This is a genomic window from Allobosea sp. NPDC055353, from assembly GCF_053644975.1.
Window position 1 is genome coordinate 961,089 of sequence record NZ_JBSHMC010000002.1, and the last position, 26,132, is coordinate 987,220.

Here is a 26,132-nt window from a genome sequence, read left to right on the forward strand (position 1 = left end):
TCATGCTCGCCCTCGTGGCGAGCATCCACGTCTTGAACACATCCTTCGGCCAGCGAAGAGGCGGATGGTCGGGACAAGCCCGACCATGACGACCGTGTTGGCGACCGCCCTACCGCCCCAGCCGCTCGGCGATGAAGATGCCGCCGAGCACCAGCGCCAATGCCAGCGCGTGGTAAAGCCCGAAGGGCTCGCCGATGATCAGCACGGCCAGGATCGGCGCGAAGACCGGCACGAGATTGACGAAGACGCCGGCCCGGCCGGGCCCGATCAGTTCGATCGCCCGCATGAAGGAGAGCTGCGAAGCGATCGACGGGAGGATCACCGTGAAGGCGAGGATCAGCCAGCCCTGCGGCGTCGGGATATAGGAACGCCCCAGCGCGATCTCGGTCGCGAGCAGCGGCAGCGATGCCAGGCCGGCGAAACAGGCCATCGCCGTGAAGAAGACGAGGCCGGGCACAGCCGGCCGCTTGCGGACGCCGACGGTGAAGCCGGCATAGAACACGCAGGCGATGATCATCAGCAGGTCGCCGGGCACGAAGCGGAAGGCCGTGAGGATATGGATGTCGCCGCGGCTCGCGGTGACCACGACGCCGAGCAGCGTGACTGCGACGCCGATCCCCTGCATCAGGGTGATCCGCGTGCGGAACACCAGGAAGGCGCCCATCAGCACGAAGACCGGGATCGAGCCTTGCAGGATGCCGATATTGATCGCGCTGGTCGAATAGGCCGCGAGATACATCAGCGTGTTGAAGGCCGTGAAGCCGAGCGCGCCGAGCAGCGCGATCAGCCGCCAATGCGCGCGTAAGGTCGGCCAATGCGTCCGCAACTGGTCGCGCAGCAGCCAGGGCATGATCGCGCAGACCGCCACCCAGCGCAGCGAGGTCAGCATCATCGGCGAGATGTTGCCGACGGCGAGCCGGCTCGCCACGGCGTTGCCGGCCCACATCAACGTGGTCAACACCATCAGCAGGTAGGCATTGCCCCAGGCGCGTTGCAGCCAGGTCTGGGTGGGGTGCACGTTTCGGCCCTGTTGCGAGAAAGGGCTCATGCAATACCCTTGCGTGTACCCCGCTCATATGAGATCGGGCGCACACCTGCCCGTCGCCCTGCGCATTCCTGCGGAACGTCCCGATGATCGAAACCAGTGCCCGCCCGCTCCGCCTGCTCTTCGTCGACGGCAACATGCACGAGACACGCGAAGGGCTGCGCAAGGCTTACGGCATGGCCTATGGCGAGGCCTATGCCGCCGAGATCGCGGCGTTCGAGCCGGGCATCATCTCCGATATCTGCCTGCCGGCCGACGAGGGCGCCAATCTGCCCGACGGCGAAGGCCTCGAATCCTATGACGGCATTTTCCTGACCGGCTCGGCCCTGCACATCTACGACACCGCCCCGCCGGTGACCCGGCAGATCGAGCTGATGCGCGCGATCTATGCCAGCGGCACGCCCTGCTTCGGCTCCTGCTGGGGCATCCAGATCGGCTCGGTCGCGGCCGGCGGCACCGTCACCGCCAATCCGAAGGGGCGCGAGACCGGCTTCGCCCGCAGGATCACGCCGACCGAGGCCGGCCGCAACCACGCCCTGCTCGCCAGCCGTCCGGCCGCCTTCGATGCTCCCGCGATCCATCTCGACACCATCGCGCTCCCCGCGCATGGCACGACCATCCTCGCCTCCAACGCCTACAGCCAGGTCCAGGCCGCCGAGATCAAGCACAATGGCGGCACCTTCTGGGGCGTGCAGTACCATCCCGAATTCTCGCTCAAGCAGATGGCCGCGATCCTCGGCCGCATGGTGCCGCTGCTGATCGAGGAAGGTTTCCGCAAGGACGACGCTTCGGCGAAGGCCTGGCTTGACGATCTGCGCACACTCGATGCCGAGCCGGACCGGCAGGACCTCGCCTGGGCGCATGGCCTCGACCGCGAGGTGCTGGACACCGAGCGCCGCGTCACCGAGCTCCGCAACTTCATGGAGCATCGGGTCAAGCCGCATGCCAGCACGCGCGGACGCGCCTGACCCTCACGCCCTTGCCATAACGCTGGGCGATCGCTAGATCAGCGATCGCGAGGCCACGACCTCCCCCAACCTGGGATATGTGCCGGGACGACCCGGCGACCATGGGGGACCCGCTATGGCGTGGCTCTATCTTCTTTCTGCAGGCGTACTCGAGATCGTCTGGGCTTTCACCATGAAGCAGTCGGACGGCTTCACGCGCCCGATGCCCACCGTGATCACCATCGTCACGATGATCGGCAGCTTCGCCCTGCTCTCGCTGGCGATGCGCTCGCTGCCGCTCGGCACGGCCTATACGATCTGGACCGGCATCGGCGCGGTCGGCGCTTTCGTCGTCGGCGTGACCGTGCTCGGCGAGGCGCTGACGCCGATGCGCATCGCCGCCGCCCTGCTGATCGTCTCCGGCCTCGTCATGATGAAGCTCTCGGCGAGCTGACGGCCGCTCTTGCCAAAGCGGCCGGCGCCTTCTAGGCAGGCCGCGCCTCGGGACGACCCGCGGCCTTCGTGAACTCACAGGGGACGGCCCCACGACGCGGAAGGTTCCGCGGCGTCGCGCAACCCCGTGAGCGGAGGCCCTTAGCCGTGGCCAATCCCAGCGACCAGTTCATCGTCAAGACTCTCGTTCCGCTGCGTCTCGGCGGGCTCGATCTGGGCTTCACCAACGCGGCCCTGATGATGGTGCTCGCCACCGCCGCGATCGGCGGCGGATTGCTTTTCGCGACGCGTACGCGCGCGGTCATCCCTGGCCGCGCCCAGGCGCTCGCCGAGATGCTCTACGAATTCGTCGCGAAGACCTTGACCGACGCGACCGGCCGCGAGGGCCAGCGTTTCCTGCCGCTGATCTTCTCGCTCTTCATGTTCGTGCTGGTGCTCAACCTGTTCGGCATGATCCCCGGCGCCTTCACCGTCACCAGCCATATCGTCGTGACCTTCGCGCTCGCCATACTGGTGATGGCGACGGTCATCGGCTACGGCGTGCTGCGCCATGGCTTCGGCTTCCTCAGGCTCTTCGTGCCCTCCGATGTGCCGAAATGGCTCCTGCCCTTCGTCACGCTGATCGAGATCGTCTCCTTCCTGTCGCGGCCGATCTCGCTCAGCCTGCGCCTCTTCGCCAACCTGCTCGGCGGCCATATCGCGCTCAAGGTTTTCGGCAGCTTCGTCGCGGCCTTGCTCGCCGCCGGCATCGGCACTTCGCTGCTGGCGCCGCTGCCGCTGCTGATGACGGTCGCGCTCACCGCCTTCGAGTTCATGGTCGCGGTGCTGCAGGCTTATGTCTTCACCGTGCTTGCCTGCATCTACCTGAACGACGCGCTGCATCCGGGCCATTGAGTTGCCGGATCGCTCCTGCAAATGCAGGACGCTTCCGGCGCATCCCCCGCCTATCCGCATTCCGGCCCAATTCCGCCTTGGGCACGCCGAATTCGGCAGCGCCAATCACGGCGACGTGATTGCGACCTGGAGGGGATGATTTCGATGCGAAGCCATATTGCCGCCGCCCTGTTTCTCGCACCCGGCCTCGCCACCGCAGCCGAGACCGAATTGTCGAGCCGGATCGACCGCGTCACGGTCTTTCCGGACGGGGCGGTGGTGACGCGGCTCGGCAAGGCGGACCTGCTGCAGGGCGTCTCGCAGATCGTGCTGCGCGGCCTGCCGGCGACGATCGACCCCGCCTCCATTCGCGTGGAGGGCAAGGGCGATGGATCCTTCTCGGTCGGCGCCGTCGATGTCCGCGTCACGCCGGGCGATGCCAGACCCGTGCTCGACACGGTGATGGAGGAGAAGCTCAAGACGCTGCGCGACGAAAAGGAGAAACTCTCCGGCCAGATCGGCGCGATCGAAGCGAAGCGCGCCACGATCGAGCGCTTCGCGCAGGTCGGCCCCGACAAGCTCGGCCCCGACGGCAAGGCCCTGCCGGTCGGCGACTGGCCGGCGGTGTTCGAGGCGATCGGCACCGCGCTGGTCAAGGTCCAGGACGAATTGCGCGGCACCCGCAACCGCCTCTCCGATGTCGAGGCCGAGATCGCCGCACTGGAACGCGCCCGTCCGCAAGCCGGCCGCCCCGGCGCGCCGAAGCGCGATATCGCCATCGCCGTCGAGGCGCCGCAGCCGGTCGCGGCCGAGTTCACGGTGACCTATCGCGTCACCGGCGCGAACTGGACGCCGACCTATGAGGCCCGCCTGACGACGACCGGCGACAAGCCGGAAATCGCCCTGACCCGCCGCGCCGAGATCCGCCAGCGCAGCGGCGAGGCGTGGGATGACGTGGCGCTGACCCTCTCGACGACGCGCTCGGCCGGGGGCACCCGCGCACCCGAGCTGACGCCGATGCAAGTCGCCTTCTTCGAGCCGTCGGTGGTCTATGAAAGCCGCGCGCGAGCCGGCGCCATCGCCCCTGCACCCATGGCCCCCGCCCGCGCGAAAGCCGAGGCCGAAGCCCTGGCGGATGCGCAGGCCAAGCAGTCGCAGCGCGCTGTCGCACCGAAGCCCGCCGAGATCCAGGTGGCGACGATCGAGGCCGGCGCCTATCAGGCGAATTTCCAGGTGCCCGGCCGCGCCACGATCCCGCAGGACGGCAGCTCCCGGACGGTGACGCTGACCCAGCGCAAGACAGAGGCGACGCTCGCCGCCCGCACCGTGCCGGAGCTCGAGCAGAAGGCCTATCTCGAAGCCGGCTTCGTCCATGACGAGGAGGCGCCGCTGCTGGCCGGCCGCGTCGCGCTGCATCGCGACGGCACCTATGTCGGCATGGGCCAGTTCAATCTGGTCGCGCCCGGCGACAAGGTCGAGCTCGGCTTCGGCGCCGATGACCGCATCAAGGTTAGTTTCGCGCCGGTGAAGCGGCGCGAGAACGATCCGAGCTGGCTCGGCCAAACCCGCACCGACCTGCGCGAATTCCGCACGGTGGTGAAGAGCCTGCATGCGAAACCGGTCAAGGTCACCGTGCTGGAGCGCATCCCCTTCTCCGAGAGCAGCGGGATCACGGTCGAGACCATCGCCGCCCAGACCACGCCGCCGACCGAGAAGCAGGTCGGCGACCGCCGCGGCGTCGCCGCCTGGACCTTCGATCTCGCCCCCGGCGCCGAGAAGGAGATCAAGCTGGCCTACCGCATCAAATGGCCTGGTGATCGCGAGCTGTCCTACGAGGAGCAGCCGCTGCCGGGGAAGTGAGGCGAGGCATACGAGCCCGCCCAATCTCAAGCGGGGGAACCCCTCTCCTGTAAGGAGAGGGGTAGGGGTGAGGTGTAGGCCCCTGGAACAGTTATGTATGTCCTTACCGCAGCAGCGGTCAGGTCACCGCTACGGTGTCAAACGGCCTACCCCTCACCCTGCCCTCTCCCTCCGGGAGAGGGTTCCCCGCGTGTTCTGGATCAGCGTTGACAGATCCAACGCCTCAGAGCCCCAAGCCCATCTCGATCTCGCGCTTGCGGCCGAGATCGTTCATCCAGGTCCGGTATTTCGGCTGCATCTCGAGCTGGTGGGCGTAATGCCGCCGCAGCGCCTGGGTCAGCCGGCCGCCGCGGCCGAGCTGCTCGTCGGCGAAGCCGATCATCACCGAGTTCGGCCAGGCCTGCGGCCGGATCTCGCGCAGACGGGCGAACAGCGCATCCTCGTCCTCGGCCGCATCGGCCTGCGCCATCAGCGTCATCATCGCCGCGGTCGAGCGCGAAATGCCCATATGGCAATGCACCAGCAGATGGCCCTTGACGCGGCCGGACGCGGTCCCGCGCAGGCCCTCGCCGAAGCTCAGGATCTCGCCGACATGCTCCGGCGTCGGCATGATCTGGCCGGGGAGCGGATCGATGATGTCGTGGAAGCGCAGGGTGACGCGATGGTGCTCGCCATAGGTCCCGAAAGCGTCGATCTCGGCCCGGTCGGGATCGATCACGGACAGCACATGCGTCACCTCGCGGGCGCTGTTGCCGGGCAGTTCCTCGATGCCGCAGATCGTCAGGGTCGAGATGGACAGGGTCTTCATGGCGCGCCTCCGCTGCGGAGCCTGCCGCCTAGCGCTGTTGCGCCGGCTATGCAATCGCCGGAAATGACGGGCAGCCCTGCATGATTGCAGCCGGCCCCGGAGGGCCGGCCACGATGATCGTGATCAGGCGGCCTTGGCCTGCCCGAGTTCCTGATCGACGACGCCGACCCAGTAGCGCACACCGTCCGGGATGATCTCGTCGTTGAAATCGTAGAGCGGCGTATGCAGACCGACGAAGGAGCCGTCCGGGTTGACGCCGTTGCCGATGCGCATGAAGGCGCCCGGACGCACCAGCATCATCTCGGCGAAATCCTCGCCGCCCGTGCCGGGGCGCAACTGGCCGTTGACCTTCTCGGCACCGACGGCCGCCGACGCCGCGGCGACGCCGACCCGCACCTGCTCGGCCTCGTTCACCAGCGGGCTGGTGCCGCGATGGTAATAGGCCTCCGCCTTGCAACCCCAGGCCTGCGCCGTCGCCGCTGCAAGCTCGCCGATGCGACGCTCGACGAGGTCACGCACTTCCATGGAATAGGTCCGTGCCGTGCCGCCGATGACGAGCTCGGAGGGGATGACGTTCGAGGCGTTGACGTCGCCGCCATGGATATAGCCGACGCTGATCACCGCCGTGTCGAGCGGGGCGACGTTGCGGCCGATGATGCCCTGCAGGCCGAGCACGAAATGCGCCTGAGCATAGGTGATGTCGGTCGAGCGATGCGGCTGCGAGCCGCCATGGCCGCCGACGCCGTGGAAGGTGACCTTCCAGCTATCCGCCGCCGCAAGGAACGGGCCGACCGTGGTGCCGAAGGTGCCGGGCGCCATACCGGGCGTGTTGTGCAGGCCGTAGATCGCGTCGCAAGGGAAGCGCTCGAACAGCTTGTCGGCGAGCATCGCGTTGGCGCCGCCGCGGCCTTCCTCGGCCGGCTGGAAGATCAGGTTGACGGTGCCCTCGAAATCCCGGTTCTCGGCGAGGTAGCGCCCGGCAGCGAGCAGCATCGTGGTGTGCCCGTCATGGCCGCAGGCATGCATCCGGCCCGGGTTCTTCGAGGAATAGGGCAGGTTCGTCGTCTCATCGAGCGCCAGGCAATCCATGTCGGCGCGCAGGCCGACCGCACGGCCCGGCTTGTTGCCGCGGATCACGCCGACGACGCCGGTCTTGCCGACATTCTCGGTAACCTCGACGCCCCATTCACGCAGCTTGTCGGCGACGAGCTTGGCCGTGCGGACCTCTTCGAGGCCGAGTTCGGGATGAGCGTGGATGTCGCGGCGGATCGCGGTGAAGGCGGCATGGTGCTGGCCGAGCCAGGCATCGAGCTTCGTCATGGTCGGTGAAATCCCCTCTCCTGTGGCTGGCGCGCGGCATGGCCCCTCCATCGCCGCCCGCTGGCCCATAGCCCTTACGCCCGATTGTGGCAGCATCACTGCGCAGATGCTGCAGACCCGCCATGCTCAGGCAGTTTATCCCCTCGGATCACGGCCCGGCCTGCCGAAAAACTTGACCTGCGGACCGTGTTGGCCCATGAGGGCTTGCAAGGACCTGCCCCGAAACCCCGGCCTTGCGCCGGGGTTTTGCATTTGCGCGGGCCGCTTGCAGAAGGCAACGCGGTAACAGCAGGGACACCTCGCTCATGGCGAATGTTGTGGTGGTCGGCGCCCAGTGGGGCGACGAGGGCAAGGGCAAGATCGTCGACTGGCTTTCCAGCCAGGCCGATGTCGTCGTCAGGTTCCAGGGCGGCCATAATGCCGGCCATACGCTGGTCATCGATGGCGTCGTCTACAAGCTCTCGCTGCTGCCCTCCGGCATCGTCCGTCCCGGCAAGCTCTCGGTCATCGGCAACGGCGTCGTCGTCGATCCCTGGCACCTCGTCGAGGAGATCGGCAAGCTGCGCGCGCAAGGGGTGGCGATCACCCCCGACAACCTGCGCATCGCCGACAACGCGACGCTGATCCTGCCGCTGCACCGCGAGCTCGACCATTTCCGCGAGACCTCGAATGCCGGCATGAAGATCGGCACGACCAAGCGCGGCATCGGCCCGGCCTATGAGGACAAGGTCGGCCGCCGCGCCATCCGCGTCATCGATCTCAAGGACGAGGCCCTGCTCGAGGCCAAGATCGAGCGCCTGCTCGCCCATCACAACGCGCTGCGCCGGGGTCTCGGCATCGGCGAGGTCGATGCGACGGAACTGCTCGGCCAGCTCAAGGCGATCGCCCCGGACGTGCTGCCCTATGCCACCTCGGTCTGGGCGCTGCTCGATGCCGAGCGCCGCGCCGGCAAGCGCATCCTGTTCGAAGGTGCGCAGGGCGCGCTGCTCGATGTCGACCACGGCACCTATCCCTTCGTCACCTCCTCGAACATCGTCGCCGGCCAGGCCGCGACCGGCTCGGGCATGGGCCCCTCCGCGGTCGGCTATGTGCTGGGCATCGCCAAGGCCTATACCACCCGCGTCGGCGAAGGCCCCTTCCCGACCGAGCTCTTCGACGAGATCGGCGAGCTGATCGGCACCAAGGGCAAGGAATTCGGCGTCGTCACCGGGCGCAAGCGCCGCTGCGGCTGGTTCGACGCCTGCCTCGTGCGCCAGACGGTCAAGACCTCCGGCATCGACGGCATCGCGCTGACCAAGCTCGACATCCTCGACGGGTTCAAGGAGATCAAGGTCTGCGTCGGCTACAAGCTCGACGGCCAGGTTCTCGAGCATCTGCCGGCCGGCCAGAACGACCAGGCCCGTGTCGAACCGATCTACGAGACCATCGAGGGCTGGGAAGGCTCCACCGCCAATGCCCGCTCCTGGGCCGACCTCCCGGCGCAGGCGATCAAGTACGTTCGCCGCATCGAGGAGCTGATCGGCGCTACGGTCGCCGTGCTCTCCACCAGCCCCGAGCGCGACGATACGATCCTCGTCCATAATCCCTTCGAGGGTTGACGCGGCGCATCAACCGCGACAAGTGAGGCCAATGGCCGACTTCTATCCGATCCTGGCACGTGCGGTTGCCGGGCTGCCCGAAACCTCCCCGGAGGCCCGGCGCGCCATCTACGACCGGGCGCGGACGGCGCTCGTCGCGCAGTTGCGCGGTCTCGACCCGCCCTTGAGCGAAGCCGAGATCATGCGCGAGCGCCTGTCGCTCGACGAGGCCGTCGCCCGGATCGAGGCGGATTACGACGAGGCTCCCGCGCCGCCGCCGGCATCGGACGGCCCGGTGATCCGCACCGTCGAGAACCCGACACTGCCGATCCGTCCGCCGACGCCGAAGAAGGCGCCGGAATTCGCACCGCTGCCGCCCGCAGCGGGTGAGGACGATGGCGAGCCCCTGCCCGAGCCGGCCGAGCCGCAGGCCGCCCGGCCGCGGGTGCAGCCGCCGCGCGAGCGACGGGTGAAACCCGGCCATATCCGCTCCGCCGTCGTCGGCGGCGTCGTGGCGGTCGCGGTCGCGGCCATCGCGGCCACGGCCATCTATGTCCACAAGCTCCGACCCCAGGATACGCCGCGTCCGAGCAGCGAAACGGCATCGCAGCCGGCGCAAGCCCCCCAACCCGACAATGGCGGCAAGATCGCCGAGCGCGTCGGCGAGCCCGGCGCCCCGCCGCAGAACCGCCCGGCCGGCAGCCAGCCGAACAACGCGCCCGGCATCCCCGTGCCGCAGCCCGGCGGCGAGGTCGCGGTCGCACAGCGCGCCGTCCTCTTCGTCGAGGTACCCGAGACCCCGCAGCAGCCGCAGACCACGAGCGGCCGCGTGTTCTGGCGCCTCGACAGCGAGAGCGCCGGCCAGGGCCGTCCGATCGAGACCATCGTGCGCGCGACCGTCGAGATTCCCGATATTGGGCTGAGCCTCGATTTCACCATCCGCCGCAACACCGATTCGGCTTTCCCGGCCTCGCATATCATCGGCCTGCGCTTCACCAGCACCGGCGATCCGGCCACGCAAACCGTCAAGGAAGTCGGCGTTCCCCAGTTCAAGAGCGAGGAAGGCGAGCGCGGCGCGCCGCTCTCGGCGATCAACTCGGCGCTGGGCGACAACCTCTTCGTGGCGGCTTTGTCGAATGTGCCGGTCGAGGTCGAACGCAATACCGACCTGATCCTGAGCCGCAGCTGGATCGATGTGCCCGTGCGCTTCGCCTCGGGTCGGCGCGGCATCATCACCTTCGAGAAGGGCGTCTCCGGCAGCCAGACGCTCGCCGACGCCTTTGGCCGCTGGCGGTAGAAGCAGCACTCCGCCGTGATGGTCGGGCTTGTCCCGACCATCCACGTCTTCATCGATGCCATGCAGTGTTCAAGACGTGGATGCTCGCCACAAGGGCGAGCATGACGGCATGCTTCCTTGGAATTGCCGATTCAGGCTCAGCTCTTCCGCTCGGCCGCAAACCGCGCCGCAGCCCGAAGCACATCCGCATCCGGGCCGAAGCCCGCAAGCGCTTCCACGGCCTCGCCGCTCAACCGGTCGCGCTCGCGCTTGGCCCCGGTGAGGCCGAGCGCGCCGACCAGCGTTCCCTTGCCCTTGTCCGCGTCCTTGGCCGTCGCCTTGCCCATCTGCTCGGCATCCGATTCGACGTCGAGGATGTCATCGGCGATCTGGAAGGTCGCGCCCAGCGCCCGGCCATAGCGCCCGAGCGCGGCCAGCACCGCCGCGTCCGCGCCGCCGAGCCGCGCTCCGATCTCGACGCTCGCCGCCAGCAGCGCCCCGGTCTTCATCGCCTGGAGGCGCCGAATCTCGGCCTCCGAAAGCGCGCCGCGCACCTCATCGAATCGCCCTTCGGCAGCAAGGTCGAACATCTGGCCACCGACCATGCCCCCACATCCGGAAGCCCGCGCGAGGCTTGTCACCAGCGCCGCCCTCACCGCACCGGATTCATGCGTTGCCTCGTCGGCCAGCACCTCGAAGGCGAGCGTCAGCAGCGCGTCGCCGGCAAGGATCGCCGTCGCCTCGTCGAAGGCCTTGTGCACCGTCGGCCGGCCCCGGCGGAGGTCGTCGTCATCCATCGCCGGCAGGTCGTCATGCACCAGCGAATAGCAATGCAGCAATTCGACCGCGGCCCCCGCCCGCCTGGCCTGCTCCACCGGAACGCCCAGAAACCGTGCCGTCTCGACCGTCAGAAACGGCCGCAGCCGCTTGCCGCCGGCCAGCGCGCCGTGCCGCATCGCGGCGAGGAGACGGGGCGGACGGGCGATCTCGCCCACGGCCGGAGCATCGGACAGGAGAGCCTCCAGCAGCGTCTCGATCGCGGCCGCGTTCTGCGCTAGCCGGGTATCGAGAGCGCCAAGGCTCACCAGAGGGGGGACGGAACTCATGCGTGGATCTCGCGCTCGCTGCCGAAAGGGGGGCCTTGCCGGACGTTCGCCACATCGTCAAGCTGCGCCGCCTTGGCTCGGGCTGTCATGACCGGGGCGATCGCGGGGCGCGGGAGGGTGAAGCAAGGTGCTGGGTAGGATTCTCGGCCTGTGCTTCCGGCTCGCCCTCTGGCTGCTCCTTGGTCTTGCGGCCATCATCCTGCTCTACCGGTTCGTGCCGGTGCCCTCGACCCTGATGCTCGGCCGCTGGCTGGTGCTGAAGCCGGTCGAGCGCGACTGGGTGCCGCTCGACCAGATCTCGCCGCATCTCGTGCGCGCCGTCATCGCCTCGGAGGACCAGCGCTTCTGCAGCCATCGCGGCGTCGACTGGGTCGAGCTCAACAAGGTGCTGGAGAACGAGGACGGACCGAGCCGCGGCGCCTCGACCCTGACCATGCAGACTGCCAAGAACGTCTTCCTCTGGCCGGGCCGCTCCTATATCCGCAAGGGCATGGAAATCCCGCTCGCGATCGCCATCGATCTCGCCTGGTCGAAGCCGCGTGTCATCGAGGTCTATCTCAACATCGCCGAATGGGGCGACGGCCTGTTCGGGGCCGAGGCCGCGGCGCAGCGCTATTTCCGTAAATCCGCCGCGCGCCTGACGCCGGCCGAAGCCGCCCGGCTGGCCGGCGCGCTGCCCAATCCGCTCCTGCGCAATCCCGCCAAGCCGAATCGGGCGCTGCAATCGGCCGCCGGCCGCAGCCTGCGCCAGCTCCGCCAGCTCGGTTCGCTGGGCGATTGCGCCCTCCCCGGTTGATCCGGGCCGGGCCGGCGAATAAATCCGGATTCGGCACTAGCCATCATGGCCCCGACGGTGTAAGGCCAACGCCTCACGAGATTGATCCGTCGCTGTGGCGGATGCGTGGCCTTGGGCCAGCGTCCGGGCGGTGGCATGATGGAGAAGTACAATGGCCGTTCCGAAGAGAAAGACGTCGCCGTCGAAGCGTGGCATGCGCCGCTCGGCCGACGCCCTGAAGCAGCCCACCTATATCGAGGACAAGAACTCGGGTGAGCTGCGCCGTCCGCACCATGTCGACCTGAAGAGCGGCATGTATCGCGGCCGTCAGGTGCTGAAGGTCAAGACCGACGCCTGAGGCGTCCGGTTTTCCGGCGCCGGCAGCGATGCCGGCTTGCCAATGAGAGATTGAAAGCCGGCCGCGAGGCCGGTTTTTCTTTGCCTTAGCCTCGGGCAGCCTGCAGGCGGGCGCTTCCGATTGGTGCGCCAAGCCGTGCCGCGGCCCGGTAGAAGCTCGCCGCCGATTGCGGGCTCGCCCGCCCGCGCCGGGCGAAGGCACCGATCTCGGCCCGCGCCGCAGCCGCCTGCAGGAGCACCAGCGCGGATGCGTTGGCATCGGCGGCATTCCATTCGGTCCGGCTTCCGGCCTCGATCATGTATCACTCCGGCACAGACGAGTTGTGACGGAGCTGTCGTTGCAAGGAGGCGGCCAGTCTTAACGCTGCGTTAAGCAAAAATACCGCATCGTTTCGAAGCACTTCCCATCCCATGGACAGCGCGCCGAAGCACCGGAACGGAGCCGCGCAGCCGTCCAATCGAGGCCGAACGATGCCCTCCCCGCCGATCTTCAGCTTCCAGAACGGCGGCCCGGTTGATCCCCGCAGCATCCTCTCCTCGATCGGCGAAGTGGTCTATGGCTGGGATATCCAGAGCGACGCCCTGAGCTGGGGGCCGAATGCCGCCGAAGTCCTCGGCGCGCTTTCCGAACAGGCGATGCAGCGCGGCCTTGCCTTCGCCGGCCTCGTCGAGCCCGGCAGCGGGCCCAGCCGCTACGACGCGATCTTCTGCTCCAGCGAGCACGACAGCGGCGACGGCGTCATCTATCGCACCCGCTATGCGATCGATCTCGCCGGCCGCAAGATGTGGGCCGAGGATACCGGCCGCTGGTTCGCCGGCAGCGACGGCTATCCGGCGAGCGCGCGCGGCGTGCTCCGGCTCGAGCGCGCCGCCCGGATCGACGAGCTCGAGCAATTCGGCAGCGAGCTCTGCGACCGGCCCGCCCTGGTCGAGCGCGTCGGCATGGCCCTGCAGGAACATCTGCCGGCGGAGCGGCCGGTCGTCGTCCTCGTCGCCGCGATCGACGAGCTCGCCCGCCTCAACGACGATTTCGGCCATGAGGCCACCGACGAGATCATCGTCACCGTGCATGAGCGCCTGCGCTCGGTGACGCGCCGGCGCGACCATCTCGTCCGCTATGCCGGCAACAGCTTCGCGATTCTGCTGGTCGGCTGCCCGCCCGAGCAGATCGAGCTCGCCGCCCGCCGCTTCATCAAGGTCGTCGCGCAATCGGCGATCGAAACCAGCCGTGGCATCGCCCTGGTGCGGCTGCGCGTCGGCGCCGCCAGCGCGCCCGAGCTCGGCTCCCATGCCGGCGCGCTGCTGGCCGCAGCGGAAGGGGCGCTGGCCAGCGCCCGCGCCGGGGCCGTCGACACCGCCGTCATGGCCAGGCCGCAGCAGCGGCGCAGCCCCGGCACCGAGCAGACCGGCTTCGACGTGCAGGCCATCGCCGCCCTGAACGAACGCCGCGTGCGCCTGGCGCTGCAGCCGATCGTCAGGACGGCCTCGCGCGACATCGCCTTCCATGAAGCGCTGCTGCGCGTCGGCCAGGGCGATACCGGCCTCTACTTCGCCTCGGCCGAGCTCATCCCGATGCTGGAGCGGCGCGGGCTCGTGCGGCTGTTCGACCAGCGCGTGCTGGAACTCGCGATCGAGATGCTCGGCGCCGATCCGAAGCTCACCCTCTCGGTGAACGTCTCGCCGCGTTCCCTCAACGACCCCGAATGGTTCGACGCCTTCATCGCCTGCACCGGCGCCGCCCGGGACAAGGCTTCGCGCCTGATCGTCGAGGTCACGGAAACCACGACGATCGACAACCCCGCCCGCATCGCCAAATTGCTGCGACGGATCAAGGAGCAGGGCGCGCGCATCGCCATCGACGATTTCGGCGCCGGCCACACCTCGCTGCGGCATCTGCGCGCCTTCCCGATCGACATCCTCAAGATCGACGGCGCCTTCACCCAGAACCTGCGCCGCTCGACCGACGACCGCTTCTATGTCCGCACGCTGGTCGAGCTCGCCGGCCATCTCGGCGTCGAGACGGTGGCCGAATGGGTCGATGACGAGATGCAGGCGAGCATGCTGCGCGACTGGGGCGTCACCTATCTGCAGGGCCATCTCGTGGGGCGGGCGGAGGTGGCCGAGCCGATGCAGGCTGCGTCCCGGCGGCTCGCGGCCGGCTGAGGCAGGCGCGGTTTTGGAGTGCGTTCCCAGCGTTTGACCGAGGACAGCTAACGACCCTTAGCAGACCTTCGAGAGGGCCGCTTCCGGGCGGGCCCATTCATGCACCACTCGGCACGCGTCAATCCGATTTACGGTTGTTGGAAAGCTGCGCTAGCTTCCCGGCCTTGATGTCGGAATCTTCACTGTTCGGTTCAAGGCAGCCGACGTCGTCCGCAACGTGCTGCTCCGACAACTCGCGATCATGAACTGCGTCAAGCCGGTTTTGAGCGATACAGGCTCGCGTTCGCGCCGACTAATCCAAGCGGCGATCATCTGGAGGCAGACATGCAGATGACTTGGCTCAAGACGGCATGCATCGCCGCAATTCTCGCCGGTAGCCCCGGCCTCGCGCTTGCCCAAACGCAGCCCGTCTCCGGCAACACGCGCGCCTCGGCGCAACCCTCGACCATCTCCGAACAGGAAGCCTCCGGGATCGCGAAGGACGCCTATGTCTTCGCCTACCCGCTGATGCTGACGCACGCTACCTTGCAAAAGCTCGGCAACTTCGCCGTGGCGCCTCCTGGCGACGCTTTCGGTCCACCGAACCAATTCCATCACGCCCGGGCCTTTCCGAAGGCCGACGACAAGATCGTCATCCGCACCAATGTCGACACGCTCTATTCAGCCGCCACGCTCGACCTGAAGGCCGAGCCGATGGTGCTCTCGGTTCCGGCGACCGACCGCTACTTCCAACTGCCGATGCTGAGCCTGTGGACCGACGTGTTCGCCGTACCCGGCACCCGCACCACCGGCAAGAACACGGCCCGCAACTTCCTCGTCGTCGGACCCGGCTGGCGCGGCAAGGCCCCGGCGGGGCTGGAGATCATCCGGAGCCCGACACGCTATGTCTGGATCATCGGCCGGACGCAGACCAATGGTCCGTCAGACTACGAGAACGTCCATAAGGTTCAGGATGCGATGGGCCTGAGGCCGCTCTCGGCCTGGGGCAAGAGCAAGTACGTGCCGCCGAAGGGCAAGGTCGATCCGAGCATCGACATGCGGGCCGATCCGCCGTCCGTAGTCGACAAGATGGACGCTGCGACGTTCTACAGCCGCTTCGCCGAACTGCTCAAGGACAACCCGCCGAACCCGGTCGACTATCCGATGATCCACCGCCTGGAGCGGATCGGCTTCAAGGTCGGCCAGAGTTTCGATCTCGCGAAGCTGCCAGCGGCCACACGCCAGGCCCTGGAGCGCGGCTATGCCGATGGCAAGGCGCTGGTGGTCGCCGAGGGCAAGAAGGAGGCCGGTATTGGGCGCAAGGGCTGGGTCTACACCACCCGCAGCGGCACCTACGGCACGGACTATCTCTACCGCGCGGCGATCGCGCAGTGTTGCGTCGGGGAGAACCTACCGCAGGATGCGGTCTATCCGTCGTTGTCGAGCGATGCCGAAGGCCAGCCGCTCAATGGCAACAGCAACTACGTGCTGCATTTCGATAAGGGCAAGGCGCCGCCGGTCGACGCTTTTTGGTCGGTGACCGCTTATGACATCGACGGTTATTTCATCCCCAACGAGCGGAAGCGCTCTGCCATCGGCGATCGCGACAAGCTCGTGACCAACCCTGACGGCTCGCTCGATATCTACATCCAGGCGCAGTCGCCCGGGAAGGACAAGGAGGCCAACTGGCTCCCGGTCGCGAAGGCACCGTTCACGTTGCTCATGCGGCTCTATTCGCCACGTGAGGAGTTCCTTGAGGGCAAATGGTCGCCGCCTGCCGTCAAGCTAGGAAACTGAACGGCAGTTCCGTTCCGCCTAAGACTGGCGATCGGAACTACCCATGAAAAGGAAGCGGGCGGGAGCGGGCTGGCTGATCCCTCAGAGATCCGCTTCCGACCCAGCTCAGACATTCAAGACATCGACTATCCGCCCAAAAAAACCGCGCCCCCGTTCCCGAGAGCGCGGCTCAAAATCGTCGGGCTCGCCTCAGCGCGAGCGGGACAGCTTGTCCAGGCGCTCGCGCATCTCGTTGAGCTCGCGCTTGAGATCGCCGATGTCGCCGTTGCCGGCTTCCGCCGCCGGCTTCGCGCCGGCCGCCGCTTCCTGCTTGGCCTGCGCCGCGGCGGTGAACGGGTTGAACAGCCGGAAGGCTTCCTGGAACATCTGCATGTTCGCCCGCGTCTGTGCCTGGAGGGCGTCGAGCGCGTTGCCGCTGAAGGCCGTGCCGCCGAAGGCCTTGGTCATCTGCTCGCGGAACTTGCTCTGCTCCTGCGTGAAGTTCTCCATCGAGAATTCCAGGTAACGCGGCACCAGCGCCTGCATGCTGTCGCCGTACAGGCGGATGAGCTGGCGCAGGAACGCGATCGGCAGCAGGTTCTGCCCGTCCTTGGCTTCCTCGTCGAAGATGATCTGCGCCAGCACCGAGCGCGTGATGTCTTCTCCCGACTTCGCGTCATAGACGACGAAATCCTCGCCCGAGCGCACGAGCCCGGCGAGATCCTCCAGGGTCACATAGGAGCTGGTGCCCGTATGATAGAGACGCCGGTTGGCGTATTTCTTGATGACGGTCGGTTCTTTGTCGCTGGCCATCGGTCCTGCTTGACGTTGATCCGCGGCCGCCAGTGGTTCCGGCGTGCTCGGCGAAACGGTCTCCCATGACGCGACGATAGCCTGTCGGTGCTGCACCGCAAGCTCTTTGAGCGGGCGCTGCAAAAAACCACCGAAGGCCCTGCAACCGCAGGCATACGCCCTCCCTTACGTCACCCGATTGGCGACGCCCCGGTCGATTTCGCCTCTCGCCCGTCTTGACGGCGTCGCGGCAGGCTTCGAAGGTGGCGGGGAACGGTTGGGCCGGCGGGAGCGGTGCAGCCGCAACAACAAAGCGAGGATACCTCTCATGGCAGATTCGGATATCGTGATCGTCGGTGCGGCCCGCACCGCGGTCGGTGCCTTCAGCGGCGCTTTTGCCAACACTCCCGCCCATGATCTCGGCGCCGTCGCGATCAAGGAAGCCCTGCGCCGCGCCAAGGTCGAAGCGGCCGAGGTCGACGAGGTCGTGCTCGGCCAGGTGCTCGCCGCCGGCCAGGGCCAGAACCCCGCCCGCCAGGCCGCGATGGCTGCGGGCATCCCGCAGGAGAAGACCGCCTGGGGCCTCAACCAGCTCTGCGGCTCGGGCCTGCGCACCGTCGCCATCGGCCTGCAGCAGATCGCCAATGGCGATGCCGACATCATCGTCGCCGGCGGCATGGAATCGATGTCGCTCGCGCCGCACGCCGCCTATATGCGCGCCGGCACCAAGATGGGCGACGTCAAGTTCACCGACACGATGATCAAGGACGGTCTCTGGGACGCCTTCCACGGCTATCACATGGGCACCACCGCCGAGAACGTCGCGACCAAGTACCAGATCAGCCGCGAGGAGCAGGATCGCTTCGCCGTCGCCTCGCAGAACAAGGCCGAGGCCGCCCAGAAGGCCGGCAAGTTCAAGGACGAGATCGCGCCGGTGACCATCTCGACCCGCAAGGGCGATATCGTCGTCGACAGCGACGAGTATCCGCGCCATGGCGCCACGGTCGAAGCCATGGCCAAGCTGCGCCCCGCCTTCTCGAAGGACGGCACGGTGACGGCCGGCAACGCGTCGGGCCTCAATGACGGCGCCGCCGCGCTCGTCATCATGACCGCCAAGGAAGCGGCCCGGCGCGGCCTGACCCCGCTCGCCCGCATCGCCTCCTGGGCGACGGCCGGCGTCGATCCGCAGATCATGGGCACCGGCCCGATCCCCTCGACCCGCAAGGCGCTCGAGAAGGCCGGCTGGAAGGTCGGCGATCTCGATCTCGTCGAGGCCAACGAGGCCTTCGCGGCGCAGGCTCTGGCGGTCAACAAGGACCTTGGCTGGAACCCGGACATCGTCAACGTCAATGGCGGCGCGATCGCGATCGGCCATCCGATCGGCGCGTCCGGCGCCCGCGTGCTGGTGACGCTGCTGCACGAGATGGCCAAGCGCGACGCCAAGAAGGGTCTCGCCACGCTCTGCATCGGCGGCGGCATGGGCGTCGCCATGGCCGTGGAGCGCTGAGACAAGCGCCTCACAGCCCATGGCGAAGCGTACGACGCTCTACCGCTATCTCACCGGCCCCGATGACGCCTCCTTCTGTCATCGGGTTTCCGAAGCGCTGAGCCTCGGCTGGTCGCTCTACGGCCAGCCCACCCTGACCTTCGACACGGTCCAGGGCCGGGTCATCTGTGGCCAGGCCATCATCAAGGACGTGGACGCGGCCTACGCGCCCACCCTGAAACTATCTGAACAATAACGGCGAAACGCCGCAGGGATCATCTGAAAGGGAGACTGGCCTATGGCGAAGGTGGCATTGGTTACGGGCGGCTCGCGCGGCATCGGCGCGGCGATCTCGAAGGGTCTGAAAGCGGCGGGCTACAGCGTTGCTGCGAGCTATGCCGGCAATGACGAGGCTGCGGCCAAGTTCACCGCCGAGACCGGCATCAAGACCTATAAATGGGACGTCTCGGACTATGATTCCTGCGTCGCCGGCATCGCCAAGGTCGAGGCCGATCTCGGGCCGGTCGACGTGCTCGTCAACAATGCCGGCATCACCCGCGACGGCATGTTCCACAAGATGACCAAGGAGCAGTGGGACGCGGTGATCAACACCAACCTGAACTCGCTGTTCAACATGACCCGCCCGGTCTGGGAGGGGATGCGCGCCCGCAAGTTCGGCCGCGTCATCTGCATCTCCTCGATCAACGGCCAGAAGGGCCAGATGGGCCAGGTCAACTACTCCGCCGCCAAGGCCGGCGATATCGGCTTCGTCAAGGCGCTGGCCCAGGAAGGCGCGCGGGCCGGCATCACGGTGAACGCGATCTGCCCCGGCTATATCGCGACCGAGATGGTCAAGGCGATCGACCCGGCCGTGATCGAGAAGTCGATCCTGCCGCATATCCCGGTCGGCCGCCTCGGCGAGCCCGAGGAGATCGCGCGCGCGGTGGTGTTCCTGGCCGGCGACGATGCCGGCTTCATCACCGGCTCGACCCTCTCGGCCAATGGCGGCCAGTACATGGCCTGAGCGGGCCTTTTGGGACCGCCGCCCGGCAACGGGCGGCGGTCCTGCTTTTTGGTCAGGCCATGGCGGGACGGGGTGTGCCATCGAGCTCCGTCGCCTCGGGCGTCTGCGTGATCCCCGGATTGAGCGGATCGATGACCTCGAACGGCCGCTCGACCTTGTCCGGCGCCTCGCGCATCCGCATGCGCAGGCCGGCGAAGCCCGCAAGCGCCAGTGCGATCGCCGCCATGAAATAGAGCAACCCGTCGATATCGAAGCGCGCCATGATGCCGGCACCGACCATCGGGCCGAGGGCCGAGCCGAAGCCGCTGACCAGGATCAATCGCCCGCTGACCGCGACTACGCGGTCGGCCGGCATCCGGTCGAGCGCATGGGCGACGCAGACCGGGTAGAGCGTCGACATGAAGCCGCCAAGCAGCGCCGCCACCGGCAGCACCGCGAGGAGCGAGCGCGGCATCGCCACCAGCAGGATCACGGCCACCGCATAGCCGACCGCCAGCCCCGCCAGCACGAGGCGGCGATCATTACGATCAGACAGGCGCCCGACCGGCACCTGGAAGGCGAGCCCGCCCAGCACCGCGACGAGCATGAACAATGCGATCGTCTGCTGCGGCGCGCCGTTGCTGAGCATCCAGGCCGGCACCAGCGCATAGAAGGCGCTGGTCACGATGCCGCTGACCACGCAGCCGACGACGGAGATCGGCGCCTGCCGGGAGAGCTCGCCGTAGCGCAGCTTCGCCTCAGGCTTGAGGCCAGGCGCTTCCGCCCGCGTCGTGCTGACCATGACCAGAGCCAGCGCGAAGAGCGCGATGACGACCTGGAACGCCCCCGCCGCCTGGATCGTGAGCCCGGCCACCGCAAGCTGGCCGATCGCCAGCGCCACGAAGGTCCCGACCATATAGGTCGAGAAGATGCGACCGCGTTGGTCCGGCATCGCCTTGGCGTTGAGCCAGCTCTCCGTCGTCACGAAGAGCCCGACGCAGCCGATGCCGATCACCATCCGGCAGGTGGCCCAGACCAGCGCCGAGGTCCAGAGCGGCATCAGCGCGGTCGCAACCACGACCAGCCCGGCGAAGGCCGTATAGGCGCGAATATGGCCGACGCGCTGGATCACCCCGCCGCTCGATACCGCGCCGATGGTGAAGCCGACGAAATAGGCGCTGAGCACGATGCCGGTCGCAGCCGGGCCGAAATCCTCGAGCGTCAGCCGCAAGGACAGGAACGTGTTGAAGAAGCCGTTCGCGAGCTGCACCAGACTCGTCGCGGCGATCAGCGTTCCGATCTGAACCAGCATCGGCCAACCTCTGCAGCGGCCGGTCAGCACCCGGCCGGGGAGTGGCCAGCGCTAGCGCCTGAATGTGGGCTCAATGCGTCAGTGCCGCCGGCTCTCGCCGGCGGCACTGACATAAGCGACGAAAAACCGACCGGCTCAGCTCTGGCGCTCGCCCTTCGGCAGCAGGAAGGTCAGCAGGCCGAAGGCCGGCAGCCAGGCGCAGATCTTGAACACCTCGATGATGCCGATCTTGTCGGCGAGCAGGCCGATGCCGGCCGCAGCGACGCCGCCGAGCCCGAAGGACAGCCCGTAGAACAGCCCGCCGACGAGGCCGACCCGGTGCGGCACGAGGTCGATCGCGTAGATCAGGATCGCCGAGAAGGCGCTCGACATGATGAAGGAGACGATGATGCTGAGCACGCCGGTCCAGAACAGATCGGCATGGGGCAGCATCAGCGCGAAGGGCAGCGAGCCCAGGATCGACAGCCAGATCACCCGGTCGCGGCCGATCCGGTCGCCGATCATGCCGCCGACGATCACGCCGATGGCGCCGACGACGAGGTAGAGGAACAGCATGATCTGCGAGAGCTGGATCTCGATGCCGAAGCGCTCGATCAGGTAGAAGGTGTAATAGGAGGTGAAAGCCGCCGTGTAGCCGTTCTTCGAGATAAGCAGCATGACCAGCACGGCCATCGCCAGGAGCACGCGCCCATGCGGCAGGCCGTGGCTGGCGCTTTCCTCGACATGGGCCGAGGAGGATTTCTGCTCGCGCCGCATCGCCGAATAGCGCGCGCCGAGCCAGCCCATCACCAGCATCGCGACCAGCACCACGCCGGAGAACCAGGACAGGCTCGCCTGTCCGCGCGGCATCACCACCGCCGCCGCCAGCAGCGGGCCGACCGAGTAGCCGATATGGCCGCCGACCTGGAACACGCCCTGCGCCAGCCCCTGGCGGCCGGCCGCCGCATGGCGCGCCATCCGCGTCGCCTCCGGATGGAACACCGCCGAGCCCAGCCCGATCAGCCCCGCCGCGAGCAGCACCATCGCGTAGCTATGCGCGAAGGAGAGCATCAGGAGGCCCGCCAGCGTCGAGCACATGCCGGCGACCATCGCATAGGGCCAGGGCTTGCGGTCGGTGACGAAGCCGAGGATCGGCTGCAGCAGCGACGAGGTCACCTGGAAGGCGAGCGTGATCAGACCGATCTGCACGAAATCGAGCTGATAGTTTTCCTTGAACAGCGGATAGAGCGCCGGGATCATCGACTGGACGAGATCGTTCAGCAGATGCGCGACGCTGAGCGCCGCCAGAACCGGCATCAGTGGGCGGCGGGTGACGGATTGCAGCGGGATCGTGGTCATAAATCAGGCAATGAGCCCGCTTTTGCTTGCGGTCAACGGGGCCGGGAGCATGACGCCTATGGCTGCAAGGCTGAGTTGCGCCGCAACACCGCGCTCAGGCGTGCTTGAGCCCATCGGCAAGCCCCACGAAACCTGCTATCGCCGCGCGGTCTTCACGCCCGGCCCACTCATGACCGTCCGCACCGCGACCTTCATCGGCTTCTGCGCCATCCTGCTCTGGTCGACGCTCGCGCTGTTCACGGCGATGTCGGGCCGCGTCCCGCCGTTCCAGCTCGTCGCCATGACCTTCGTCATCGGCGGCCTGCTGATCCTCGCGATCACGGCGCTACGCGGGCAGCTCTCGCGCATCCGCCCGACGCCGGCCTCCTTCGCGCTCGGGCTCTACGGCCCGTTCGGCGACACCGCGCTCTATTATGCCGCGGTGAAGACCGCGCCGCCGGCCGAGGCGAACCTGATCCATTATCTCTGGCCGCTGCTGATCGTGCTCTTCGCCGCCCTGCTGCCGGGCGGCGGCTTGAAGCCTCGCCATCTCGTCGGCGCGCTGATCGGGCTGGTGGCGACCGGCCTCCTCGTCTCGGGAGGCCTCGGCAGCGGCAGCGGGCTCGCGCTCGGCCATGTGCTGGCGGCGCTCGGCGCCTTCGTCTGGGCGAGCTATTCGGTCGCCTCGCGCCGCTTCGCCAATGTTCCGTCCGAGAGCCTCTGCGTGACCATGCTGGGTTGCGCGATCCCGGCGCTCGCCTGCCATTTTGCCTTCGAGACCACGCTCTGGTCGCTGACAGCGGTGGAATGGGGCGGCGTGCTCGGGCTTGGGCTCGGCTCGATCGGGCTCGCCTTCGTGGTCTGGGACATCGGCATGAAGCAGGGCGACGTCGCCCTGCTCGGTGTCGCCTCCTATGCCGCGCCGGTGCTCTCGACGCTGGTGCTCGTGCTGTTCGGCTATGCGCCCGCGAGCTGGCTGCTCGCGGCATCTTGCGCACTCATCGTCGTGGGCGCGCTGGTGGCGAGCGGAGGGGCTAAGCGCCTCACGCGGTGACACATCTCGTCATGGTCGGGCTTGTCCCGACCATCCACGTCTTCGTTCGTCACATGCGGTGTTCAAGACGTGGATGCTCGCCACAAGAGCGAGCATGACGGTCGTGCGGTTCGCTCAATTCCGCCTGAGCAGCCGCTCCAGGTAATCCAGCTCTTCCGTCGGCCGCAGGGGATCGCCGAGCCGCTTGCGCAGCTCCTCCAGGATGCGCCGCGCCCGCTGGGTCGCGCTCTCGTCGGCGCCGGGCACCTTGACCCGGCCATCGGCCCAGTCGCGCTGGCGCTGCGGCCGGCCGAGCGGATCCTCGCTGCCGCGCTGTTGTGCCGAAGGCCGGCCCTGCTGCCGTCCGTCCGGCTCGCCATAGGCCTGCCCCTCGCCTTCGCCCTCGCCGGGCTGGCCCTGCATCTGCTGGGCGAGATTCTGGCCACCCTTGCGCAGGGCCTCGAGCGCGCGGCCCTGCGCATCGAGAGCGCCTTCGCCCTGGCCCTGGCCGAGCTGGCCTTCCGCCTCGCGCATCGCGTCCTCGGCCTCGTCGAGCTCGCCATTCTGCGGCGCGCCCATCCCGCGCATCCGGCGTTGCAGATCCTGCAACCGCTCGCGCAAGGCCTGCTGGCGCTGCGACAGGCCCTGCCCCTGACCGTTCTGGCCCTGCATGCCCTCGCCGCCTTCGCCGTCCTCGCCCTGCTCGCCGGGCTGCTGCCCCGGCTGCTGGCCGCGTTGCCCCTGTTGACCGCGCTGCCCCTGCTGGCCCTGCTGGCGCTGGCCCGGACGCGCCTGCTGCTGGCCGGGGCGCTGGCCGCGCTGGGTCTGGCCCTGTCCCTGCTGGCGGCGCTGCTCGTTCTGATAGGTCTCGTCGCGCAGGTTCTGCTGGTCACGCGTCATCCGGTCGAGATCGCCCAGCGCCTGGTTCATCTCGCGCTGGCGCGGGTCCTGCTGGCCCGGGCGCGCCATCTGGAGATTGTTGAGCATCCGGTTGAGCTCTTCCATCAGGCGCTGCGCCTCGGCCATGTCGCCGCGCTTCGAGAGTTCCTCGATGCGGTCGAGCATGTTCTGCAGGTCGCGCGGCGTCACCGTGCGGAAATTCTCGGGCAGGCGGGCCTGGTCGCGATCGCCGTTCTGCTGTTGCTGGCGCATCATCTGCTCGGCGAGCTGGCGCATGAAATTGTCCATCGCCCGGCGCATCTCGTCGGTGAGCTTCTTGATCTCCTCTTCGGAGGCGCCGCGCTCCAGCGCCTGCTGCAGGTTCTCCTGCGCCTGCCGGAGCGCCCGTTCGGCATCGGACATGTCGCCGTCCTCGAGCTGGAGCGCCATCGCCCACATCAGCTCGGAAACCTCGCGCAATTCATCGTCGCTGCCGGACCGGCGCAGGCGCTCGGTCAGCATGCGCATGCCGAGATAGATTCCGGGCTCCTTCATGAAGAGGCCGGGTTCGATCATCAGCGCATCCATCGCGAGCTGCACCTTGGAGCGGTCGTCGACATCCATGACGAGCTTGCGGCGCTGCTCGACCAGCGCCTTGGCCAGCGGCTTGGTGAAGGTGCGCTGCGGCAGCACGACCTCGAGCGGCTCGCTGCGGCCCTCCTGCCCGGCTTCGTCCTTGGCGATCAGCACCATCCTGACCTTGGCGCCGGCCCAGGGATCGGCGGAGAAATCGACCGTGCTCTTGTTCTCCTCCTCGCCCGAGGCGGAGGACGGCACGGCGAGGTTCTGCTTCGGCGGCTCGACCAGCGAGCGCCCGCCCTTGGCCACGTCGGGACGTGAGACGTTCACCTCGATCGAGGCGATGCCGTAATCATCCCTGGCCTTGTAGGTGATGCCCAAGCCACCCGATTGCGCGCCGGTCACCGGCTTCGGCGGATCGGTGAAGGCGATCGTCGGCGGCTGGTCGGGGACCGAGGTGATCGAGAGCGTGGCGCCGGGCGCGCCGCTGCCGGTGAGCTTCAGCGTGCCGTTGCCGGCGAGTGTGAAGCGCTTCTCAAGGACCGCCTGCTGCGGTCCGACCGGTTGAGCGGGCTTGGCCTGAGCATCCTTGCCTTCGCCCTCCTTGGCCTCCGGCTTGATCAGGTCGAGCCGGCCGGTCGTGGCGACGTCCATGTTGGTCTTGCCGGCGATGCGCACGACGATGACCGATTTCTCGGGGGCGCTCAGATGCGGGCTCGCGAGCTTGGCGAAATCGATCAGGATCGGCGGCAGCCGCGTATAGGCGGGCGGATCGATCCAGGCGTCTACGCGGGTCGAGGCAGCGATGGCCGACGGCCCCTTCCAGTCGAAAGCGGCGGAAAGGCGCTGCGTGAGTTCGGGCCCGGCCACGAAGAGACCGGTGATGGCAGCGAGCAGCGGCACGGCGCGCAGCGCCAGCCGGTCGTGACCAGCCATGCGCGGCTGCGGCGGCTGGACGCGCAAAGCCGCGACCTGCCGGCTCTGGCGCTCGACATGCAGCTTCCACAGGGCCTGCGAGACGGGATCGGCCGAGCCGATCGCCAGGCTGTCCTCCAGCGAGGAAGCCGGGCGATGGCCATCGGCGAACGAGCGATCGAGCCGCGCCAGTGCATCGCGATGCGTTGGCAGCACGAGCCGGGCGACATGCCAGAGGCTGGCGACAAACGCCCCGGCAAAGGCCAGCACGCCGATGATCCGCCCATACCAGGGCAGATGCGTCCACAGTCCGAACCAGGACACGGCGAGAAAGGCGAGGACGATACCGAGCGGCAGCCACAGCCGCGGCCATAGCCGCTCCCAGCCGAGCGAGACGCGCGAGGCCAGCGCGAGACGGGAGAGCCGCTGCCGGATGCCGTCGATCGTGTCGGGCGCCTTGCGGCGCTCTGCCTCGTTCATGCCATCGCTCCGGGCAGCCCC

23 protein-coding genes are annotated in these 26,132 nt (G+C 67.9%); 14 read left to right on the forward strand and 9 right to left on the reverse strand.

Going from position 1 to position 26,132, the window contains the following annotated elements:
• Positions 1 to 109 precede the first annotated feature (109 nt).
• Positions 110 to 1,018, reverse strand: a complete 909-nt coding sequence (locus tag ACWIEX_RS17970) for a DMT family transporter (protein ID WP_454034346.1) — start codon at positions 1,016 to 1,018, stop codon at positions 110 to 112.
• A 113-nt stretch (positions 1,019 to 1,131) separates the two neighbouring features.
• Between ACWIEX_RS17970 and ACWIEX_RS17975 the strand changes: the two genes are divergently transcribed.
• The 4 genes from ACWIEX_RS17975 to ACWIEX_RS17990 all read left to right on the forward strand — a co-directional run bounded on the left by ACWIEX_RS17975 (position 1,132) and on the right by ACWIEX_RS17990 (position 5,178).
• Positions 1,132 to 2,013 (forward strand): type 1 glutamine amidotransferase, encoded by an 882-nt coding sequence (locus tag ACWIEX_RS17975; RefSeq protein WP_454034347.1) that lies wholly within the window; start codon positions 1,132 to 1,134, stop codon positions 2,011 to 2,013.
• A gap of 115 nt (positions 2,014 to 2,128) precedes the next feature.
• Positions 2,129 to 2,446, forward strand: a complete 318-nt coding sequence (locus tag ACWIEX_RS17980; protein ID WP_061970028.1) for a DMT family transporter — start codon at positions 2,129 to 2,131, stop codon at positions 2,444 to 2,446.
• Positions 2,447 to 2,592: 146 nt separating this feature from the next.
• Positions 2,593 to 3,339 (forward strand): F0F1 ATP synthase subunit A, encoded by a 747-nt coding sequence (locus ACWIEX_RS17985; protein ID WP_454034348.1) that lies wholly within the window; start codon positions 2,593 to 2,595, stop codon positions 3,337 to 3,339.
• 144 nt (positions 3,340 to 3,483) lie between these two features.
• Positions 3,484 to 5,178 (forward strand): mucoidy inhibitor MuiA family protein, encoded by a 1,695-nt coding sequence (locus ACWIEX_RS17990; protein WP_454034349.1) that lies wholly within the window; start codon positions 3,484 to 3,486, stop codon positions 5,176 to 5,178.
• A 223-nt stretch (positions 5,179 to 5,401) separates the two neighbouring features.
• Here the strand turns inward: ACWIEX_RS17990 and ACWIEX_RS17995 are convergent, their stop codons facing one another.
• Both ACWIEX_RS17995 and ACWIEX_RS18000 read right to left on the reverse strand, forming a co-directional pair.
• Positions 5,402 to 5,986: a tyrosine phosphatase family protein gene (locus tag ACWIEX_RS17995; protein ID WP_454034350.1), complete on the reverse strand. Its 585-nt coding sequence runs from the start codon at positions 5,984 to 5,986 to the stop codon at positions 5,402 to 5,404.
• 123 nt (positions 5,987 to 6,109) lie between these two features.
• Positions 6,110 to 7,306 (reverse strand): M20 aminoacylase family protein, encoded by a 1,197-nt coding sequence (locus ACWIEX_RS18000; RefSeq protein ID WP_454034351.1) that lies wholly within the window; start codon positions 7,304 to 7,306, stop codon positions 6,110 to 6,112.
• A gap of 305 nt (positions 7,307 to 7,611) precedes the next feature.
• Here ACWIEX_RS18000 and ACWIEX_RS18005 point away from each other — a divergent pair, with 305 nt between their 5' ends.
• Positions 7,612 to 8,904, forward strand: coding sequence for an adenylosuccinate synthase (locus tag ACWIEX_RS18005; RefSeq protein ID WP_454034352.1), 1,293 nt, complete (start codon positions 7,612 to 7,614; stop codon positions 8,902 to 8,904).
• 31 nt (positions 8,905 to 8,935) lie between these two features.
• The gene (locus tag ACWIEX_RS18010; protein ID WP_454034353.1) at positions 8,936 to 10,180 is read left to right on the forward strand and encodes a histidine kinase; all 1,245 of its coding nucleotides are present in this window, start codon (positions 8,936 to 8,938) and stop codon (positions 10,178 to 10,180) included.
• Between the two features lie 137 nt (positions 10,181 to 10,317).
• Here the strand turns inward: ACWIEX_RS18010 and ACWIEX_RS18015 are convergent, their stop codons facing one another.
• A complete protein-coding gene (locus tag ACWIEX_RS18015) occupies positions 10,318 to 11,265 on the reverse strand; it encodes a polyprenyl synthetase family protein (RefSeq protein WP_454034354.1) in 948 nt (315 codons plus the stop codon).
• 127 nt (positions 11,266 to 11,392) lie between these two features.
• On the opposite strand from ACWIEX_RS18015, the gene mtgA reads away from it, so the two are divergent.
• Together mtgA and rpmF are read left to right on the forward strand one after the other, a co-directional pair.
• A complete protein-coding gene (gene mtgA, locus ACWIEX_RS18020) occupies positions 11,393 to 12,061 on the forward strand; it encodes a monofunctional biosynthetic peptidoglycan transglycosylase (RefSeq protein ID WP_454034355.1) in 669 nt (222 codons plus the stop codon).
• Positions 12,062 to 12,212: 151 nt separating this feature from the next.
• Complete coding sequence (gene rpmF / locus ACWIEX_RS18025) at positions 12,213 to 12,398, forward strand: 50S ribosomal protein L32 (RefSeq protein ID WP_047582212.1); 186 nt, start codon at positions 12,213 to 12,215, stop codon at positions 12,396 to 12,398.
• An 85-nt stretch (positions 12,399 to 12,483) separates the two neighbouring features.
• On the opposite strand, the gene ACWIEX_RS18030 is transcribed toward rpmF, so the two are convergent.
• Positions 12,484 to 12,696 carry a hypothetical protein gene (locus ACWIEX_RS18030; protein WP_454034356.1) on the reverse strand — a complete coding sequence of 71 codons (213 nt, stop codon included), beginning with the start codon at positions 12,694 to 12,696 and terminating at the stop codon, positions 12,484 to 12,486.
• A gap of 172 nt (positions 12,697 to 12,868) precedes the next feature.
• Here ACWIEX_RS18030 and ACWIEX_RS18035 point away from each other — a divergent pair, with 172 nt between their 5' ends.
• Positions 12,869 to 14,560 carry an EAL domain-containing protein gene (locus tag ACWIEX_RS18035; RefSeq protein ID WP_454034357.1) on the forward strand — a complete coding sequence of 564 codons (1,692 nt, stop codon included), beginning with the start codon at positions 12,869 to 12,871 and terminating at the stop codon, positions 14,558 to 14,560.
• Positions 14,561 to 14,884: 324 nt separating this feature from the next.
• Positions 14,885 to 16,336 carry a DUF1254 domain-containing protein gene (locus tag ACWIEX_RS18040; protein ID WP_454034358.1) on the forward strand — a complete coding sequence of 484 codons (1,452 nt, stop codon included), beginning with the start codon at positions 14,885 to 14,887 and terminating at the stop codon, positions 16,334 to 16,336.
• 189 nt (positions 16,337 to 16,525) lie between these two features.
• Here ACWIEX_RS18040 and phaR read toward each other — a convergent pair whose 3' ends face one another.
• Entirely contained in the window at positions 16,526 to 17,128 is a 603-nt protein-coding gene (phaR, locus tag ACWIEX_RS18045; RefSeq protein ID WP_454034359.1) for a polyhydroxyalkanoate synthesis repressor PhaR, read from the reverse strand.
• 307 nt (positions 17,129 to 17,435) lie between these two features.
• On the opposite strand from phaR, the gene ACWIEX_RS18050 reads away from it, so the two are divergent.
• Genes ACWIEX_RS18050 through phbB form a run of 3 tightly spaced genes read left to right on the forward strand, consistent with a single transcriptional unit; the run spans position 17,436 to position 19,617 of the window.
• On the forward strand, positions 17,436 to 18,614 hold the full coding sequence (locus tag ACWIEX_RS18050) for an acetyl-CoA C-acetyltransferase (protein ID WP_454034360.1): 1,179 nt from the start codon (positions 17,436 to 17,438) through the stop codon (positions 18,612 to 18,614).
• 19 nt (positions 18,615 to 18,633) lie between these two features.
• Positions 18,634 to 18,849 carry a DUF1737 domain-containing protein gene (locus ACWIEX_RS18055; RefSeq protein ID WP_142113245.1) on the forward strand — a complete coding sequence of 72 codons (216 nt, stop codon included), beginning with the start codon at positions 18,634 to 18,636 and terminating at the stop codon, positions 18,847 to 18,849.
• 42 nt (positions 18,850 to 18,891) lie between these two features.
• Positions 18,892 to 19,617, forward strand: coding sequence for an acetoacetyl-CoA reductase (phbB, locus tag ACWIEX_RS18060; protein ID WP_454034361.1), 726 nt, complete (start codon positions 18,892 to 18,894; stop codon positions 19,615 to 19,617).
• Positions 19,618 to 19,669: 52 nt separating this feature from the next.
• Here the strand turns inward: phbB and ACWIEX_RS18065 are convergent, their stop codons facing one another.
• Both ACWIEX_RS18065 and ACWIEX_RS18070 read right to left on the reverse strand, forming a co-directional pair.
• Positions 19,670 to 20,908: an MFS transporter gene (locus ACWIEX_RS18065; protein WP_454034362.1), complete on the reverse strand. Its 1,239-nt coding sequence runs from the start codon at positions 20,906 to 20,908 to the stop codon at positions 19,670 to 19,672.
• A gap of 135 nt (positions 20,909 to 21,043) precedes the next feature.
• Positions 21,044 to 22,246 carry an MFS transporter gene (locus ACWIEX_RS18070; RefSeq protein WP_454034363.1) on the reverse strand — a complete coding sequence of 401 codons (1,203 nt, stop codon included), beginning with the start codon at positions 22,244 to 22,246 and terminating at the stop codon, positions 21,044 to 21,046.
• A 100-nt stretch (positions 22,247 to 22,346) separates the two neighbouring features.
• On the opposite strand from ACWIEX_RS18070, the gene yddG reads away from it, so the two are divergent.
• Positions 22,347 to 23,279, forward strand: a complete 933-nt coding sequence (yddG, locus tag ACWIEX_RS18075; RefSeq protein WP_454034364.1) for an aromatic amino acid exporter YddG — start codon at positions 22,347 to 22,349, stop codon at positions 23,277 to 23,279.
• Positions 23,280 to 23,393: 114 nt separating this feature from the next.
• On the opposite strand, the gene ACWIEX_RS18080 is transcribed toward yddG, so the two are convergent.
• Complete coding sequence (locus ACWIEX_RS18080; RefSeq protein WP_454034365.1) at positions 23,394 to 26,111, reverse strand: TIGR02302 family protein; 2,718 nt, start codon at positions 26,109 to 26,111, stop codon at positions 23,394 to 23,396.
• Positions 26,112 to 26,132 lie beyond the last annotated feature (21 nt).

Bases quoted from the DNA above. Each gene is read 5' to 3' on its own strand.
- ACWIEX_RS18030 (WP_454034356.1), bottom strand. From the start codon at position 12,696: ATGATCGAGGCCGGAAGCCGGACCGAATGGAATGCCGCCGATGCCAAC.
- phaR (WP_454034359.1), bottom strand. From the start codon at position 17,128: ATGGCCAGCGACAAAGAACCGACCGTCATCAAGAAATACGCCAACCGG.
- ACWIEX_RS17995 (WP_454034350.1), bottom strand. From the start codon at position 5,986: ATGAAGACCCTGTCCATCTCGACCCTGACGATCTGCGGCATCGAGGAA.
- ACWIEX_RS18065 (WP_454034362.1), bottom strand. From the start codon at position 20,908: ATGCTGGTTCAGATCGGAACGCTGATCGCCGCGACGAGTCTGGTGCAG.
- ACWIEX_RS18070 (WP_454034363.1), bottom strand. From the start codon at position 22,246: ATGACCACGATCCCGCTGCAATCCGTCACCCGCCGCCCACTGATGCCG.
- ACWIEX_RS17975 (WP_454034347.1), top strand. From the start codon at position 1,132: ATGATCGAAACCAGTGCCCGCCCGCTCCGCCTGCTCTTCGTCGACGGC.
- ACWIEX_RS17990 (WP_454034349.1), top strand. From the start codon at position 3,484: ATGCGAAGCCATATTGCCGCCGCCCTGTTTCTCGCACCCGGCCTCGCC.
- ACWIEX_RS18040 (WP_454034358.1), top strand. From the start codon at position 14,885: ATGCAGATGACTTGGCTCAAGACGGCATGCATCGCCGCAATTCTCGCC.
- ACWIEX_RS18050 (WP_454034360.1), top strand. From the start codon at position 17,436: ATGGCAGATTCGGATATCGTGATCGTCGGTGCGGCCCGCACCGCGGTC.
- ACWIEX_RS17980 (WP_061970028.1), top strand. From the start codon at position 2,129: ATGGCGTGGCTCTATCTTCTTTCTGCAGGCGTACTCGAGATCGTCTGG.
- phbB (WP_454034361.1), top strand. From the start codon at position 18,892: ATGGCGAAGGTGGCATTGGTTACGGGCGGCTCGCGCGGCATCGGCGCG.
- ACWIEX_RS18080 (WP_454034365.1), bottom strand. From the start codon at position 26,111: ATGAACGAGGCAGAGCGCCGCAAGGCGCCCGACACGATCGACGGCATC.
- ACWIEX_RS18000 (WP_454034351.1), bottom strand. From the start codon at position 7,306: ATGACGAAGCTCGATGCCTGGCTCGGCCAGCACCATGCCGCCTTCACC.
- ACWIEX_RS18055 (WP_142113245.1), top strand. From the start codon at position 18,634: ATGGCGAAGCGTACGACGCTCTACCGCTATCTCACCGGCCCCGATGAC.
- rpmF (WP_047582212.1), top strand. From the start codon at position 12,213: ATGGCCGTTCCGAAGAGAAAGACGTCGCCGTCGAAGCGTGGCATGCGC.
- ACWIEX_RS18015 (WP_454034354.1), bottom strand. From the start codon at position 11,265: ATGAGTTCCGTCCCCCCTCTGGTGAGCCTTGGCGCTCTCGATACCCGG.
- ACWIEX_RS18035 (WP_454034357.1), top strand. From the start codon at position 12,869: ATGCCCTCCCCGCCGATCTTCAGCTTCCAGAACGGCGGCCCGGTTGAT.
- ACWIEX_RS18010 (WP_454034353.1), top strand. From the start codon at position 8,936: ATGGCCGACTTCTATCCGATCCTGGCACGTGCGGTTGCCGGGCTGCCC.
- ACWIEX_RS18005 (WP_454034352.1), top strand. From the start codon at position 7,612: ATGGCGAATGTTGTGGTGGTCGGCGCCCAGTGGGGCGACGAGGGCAAG.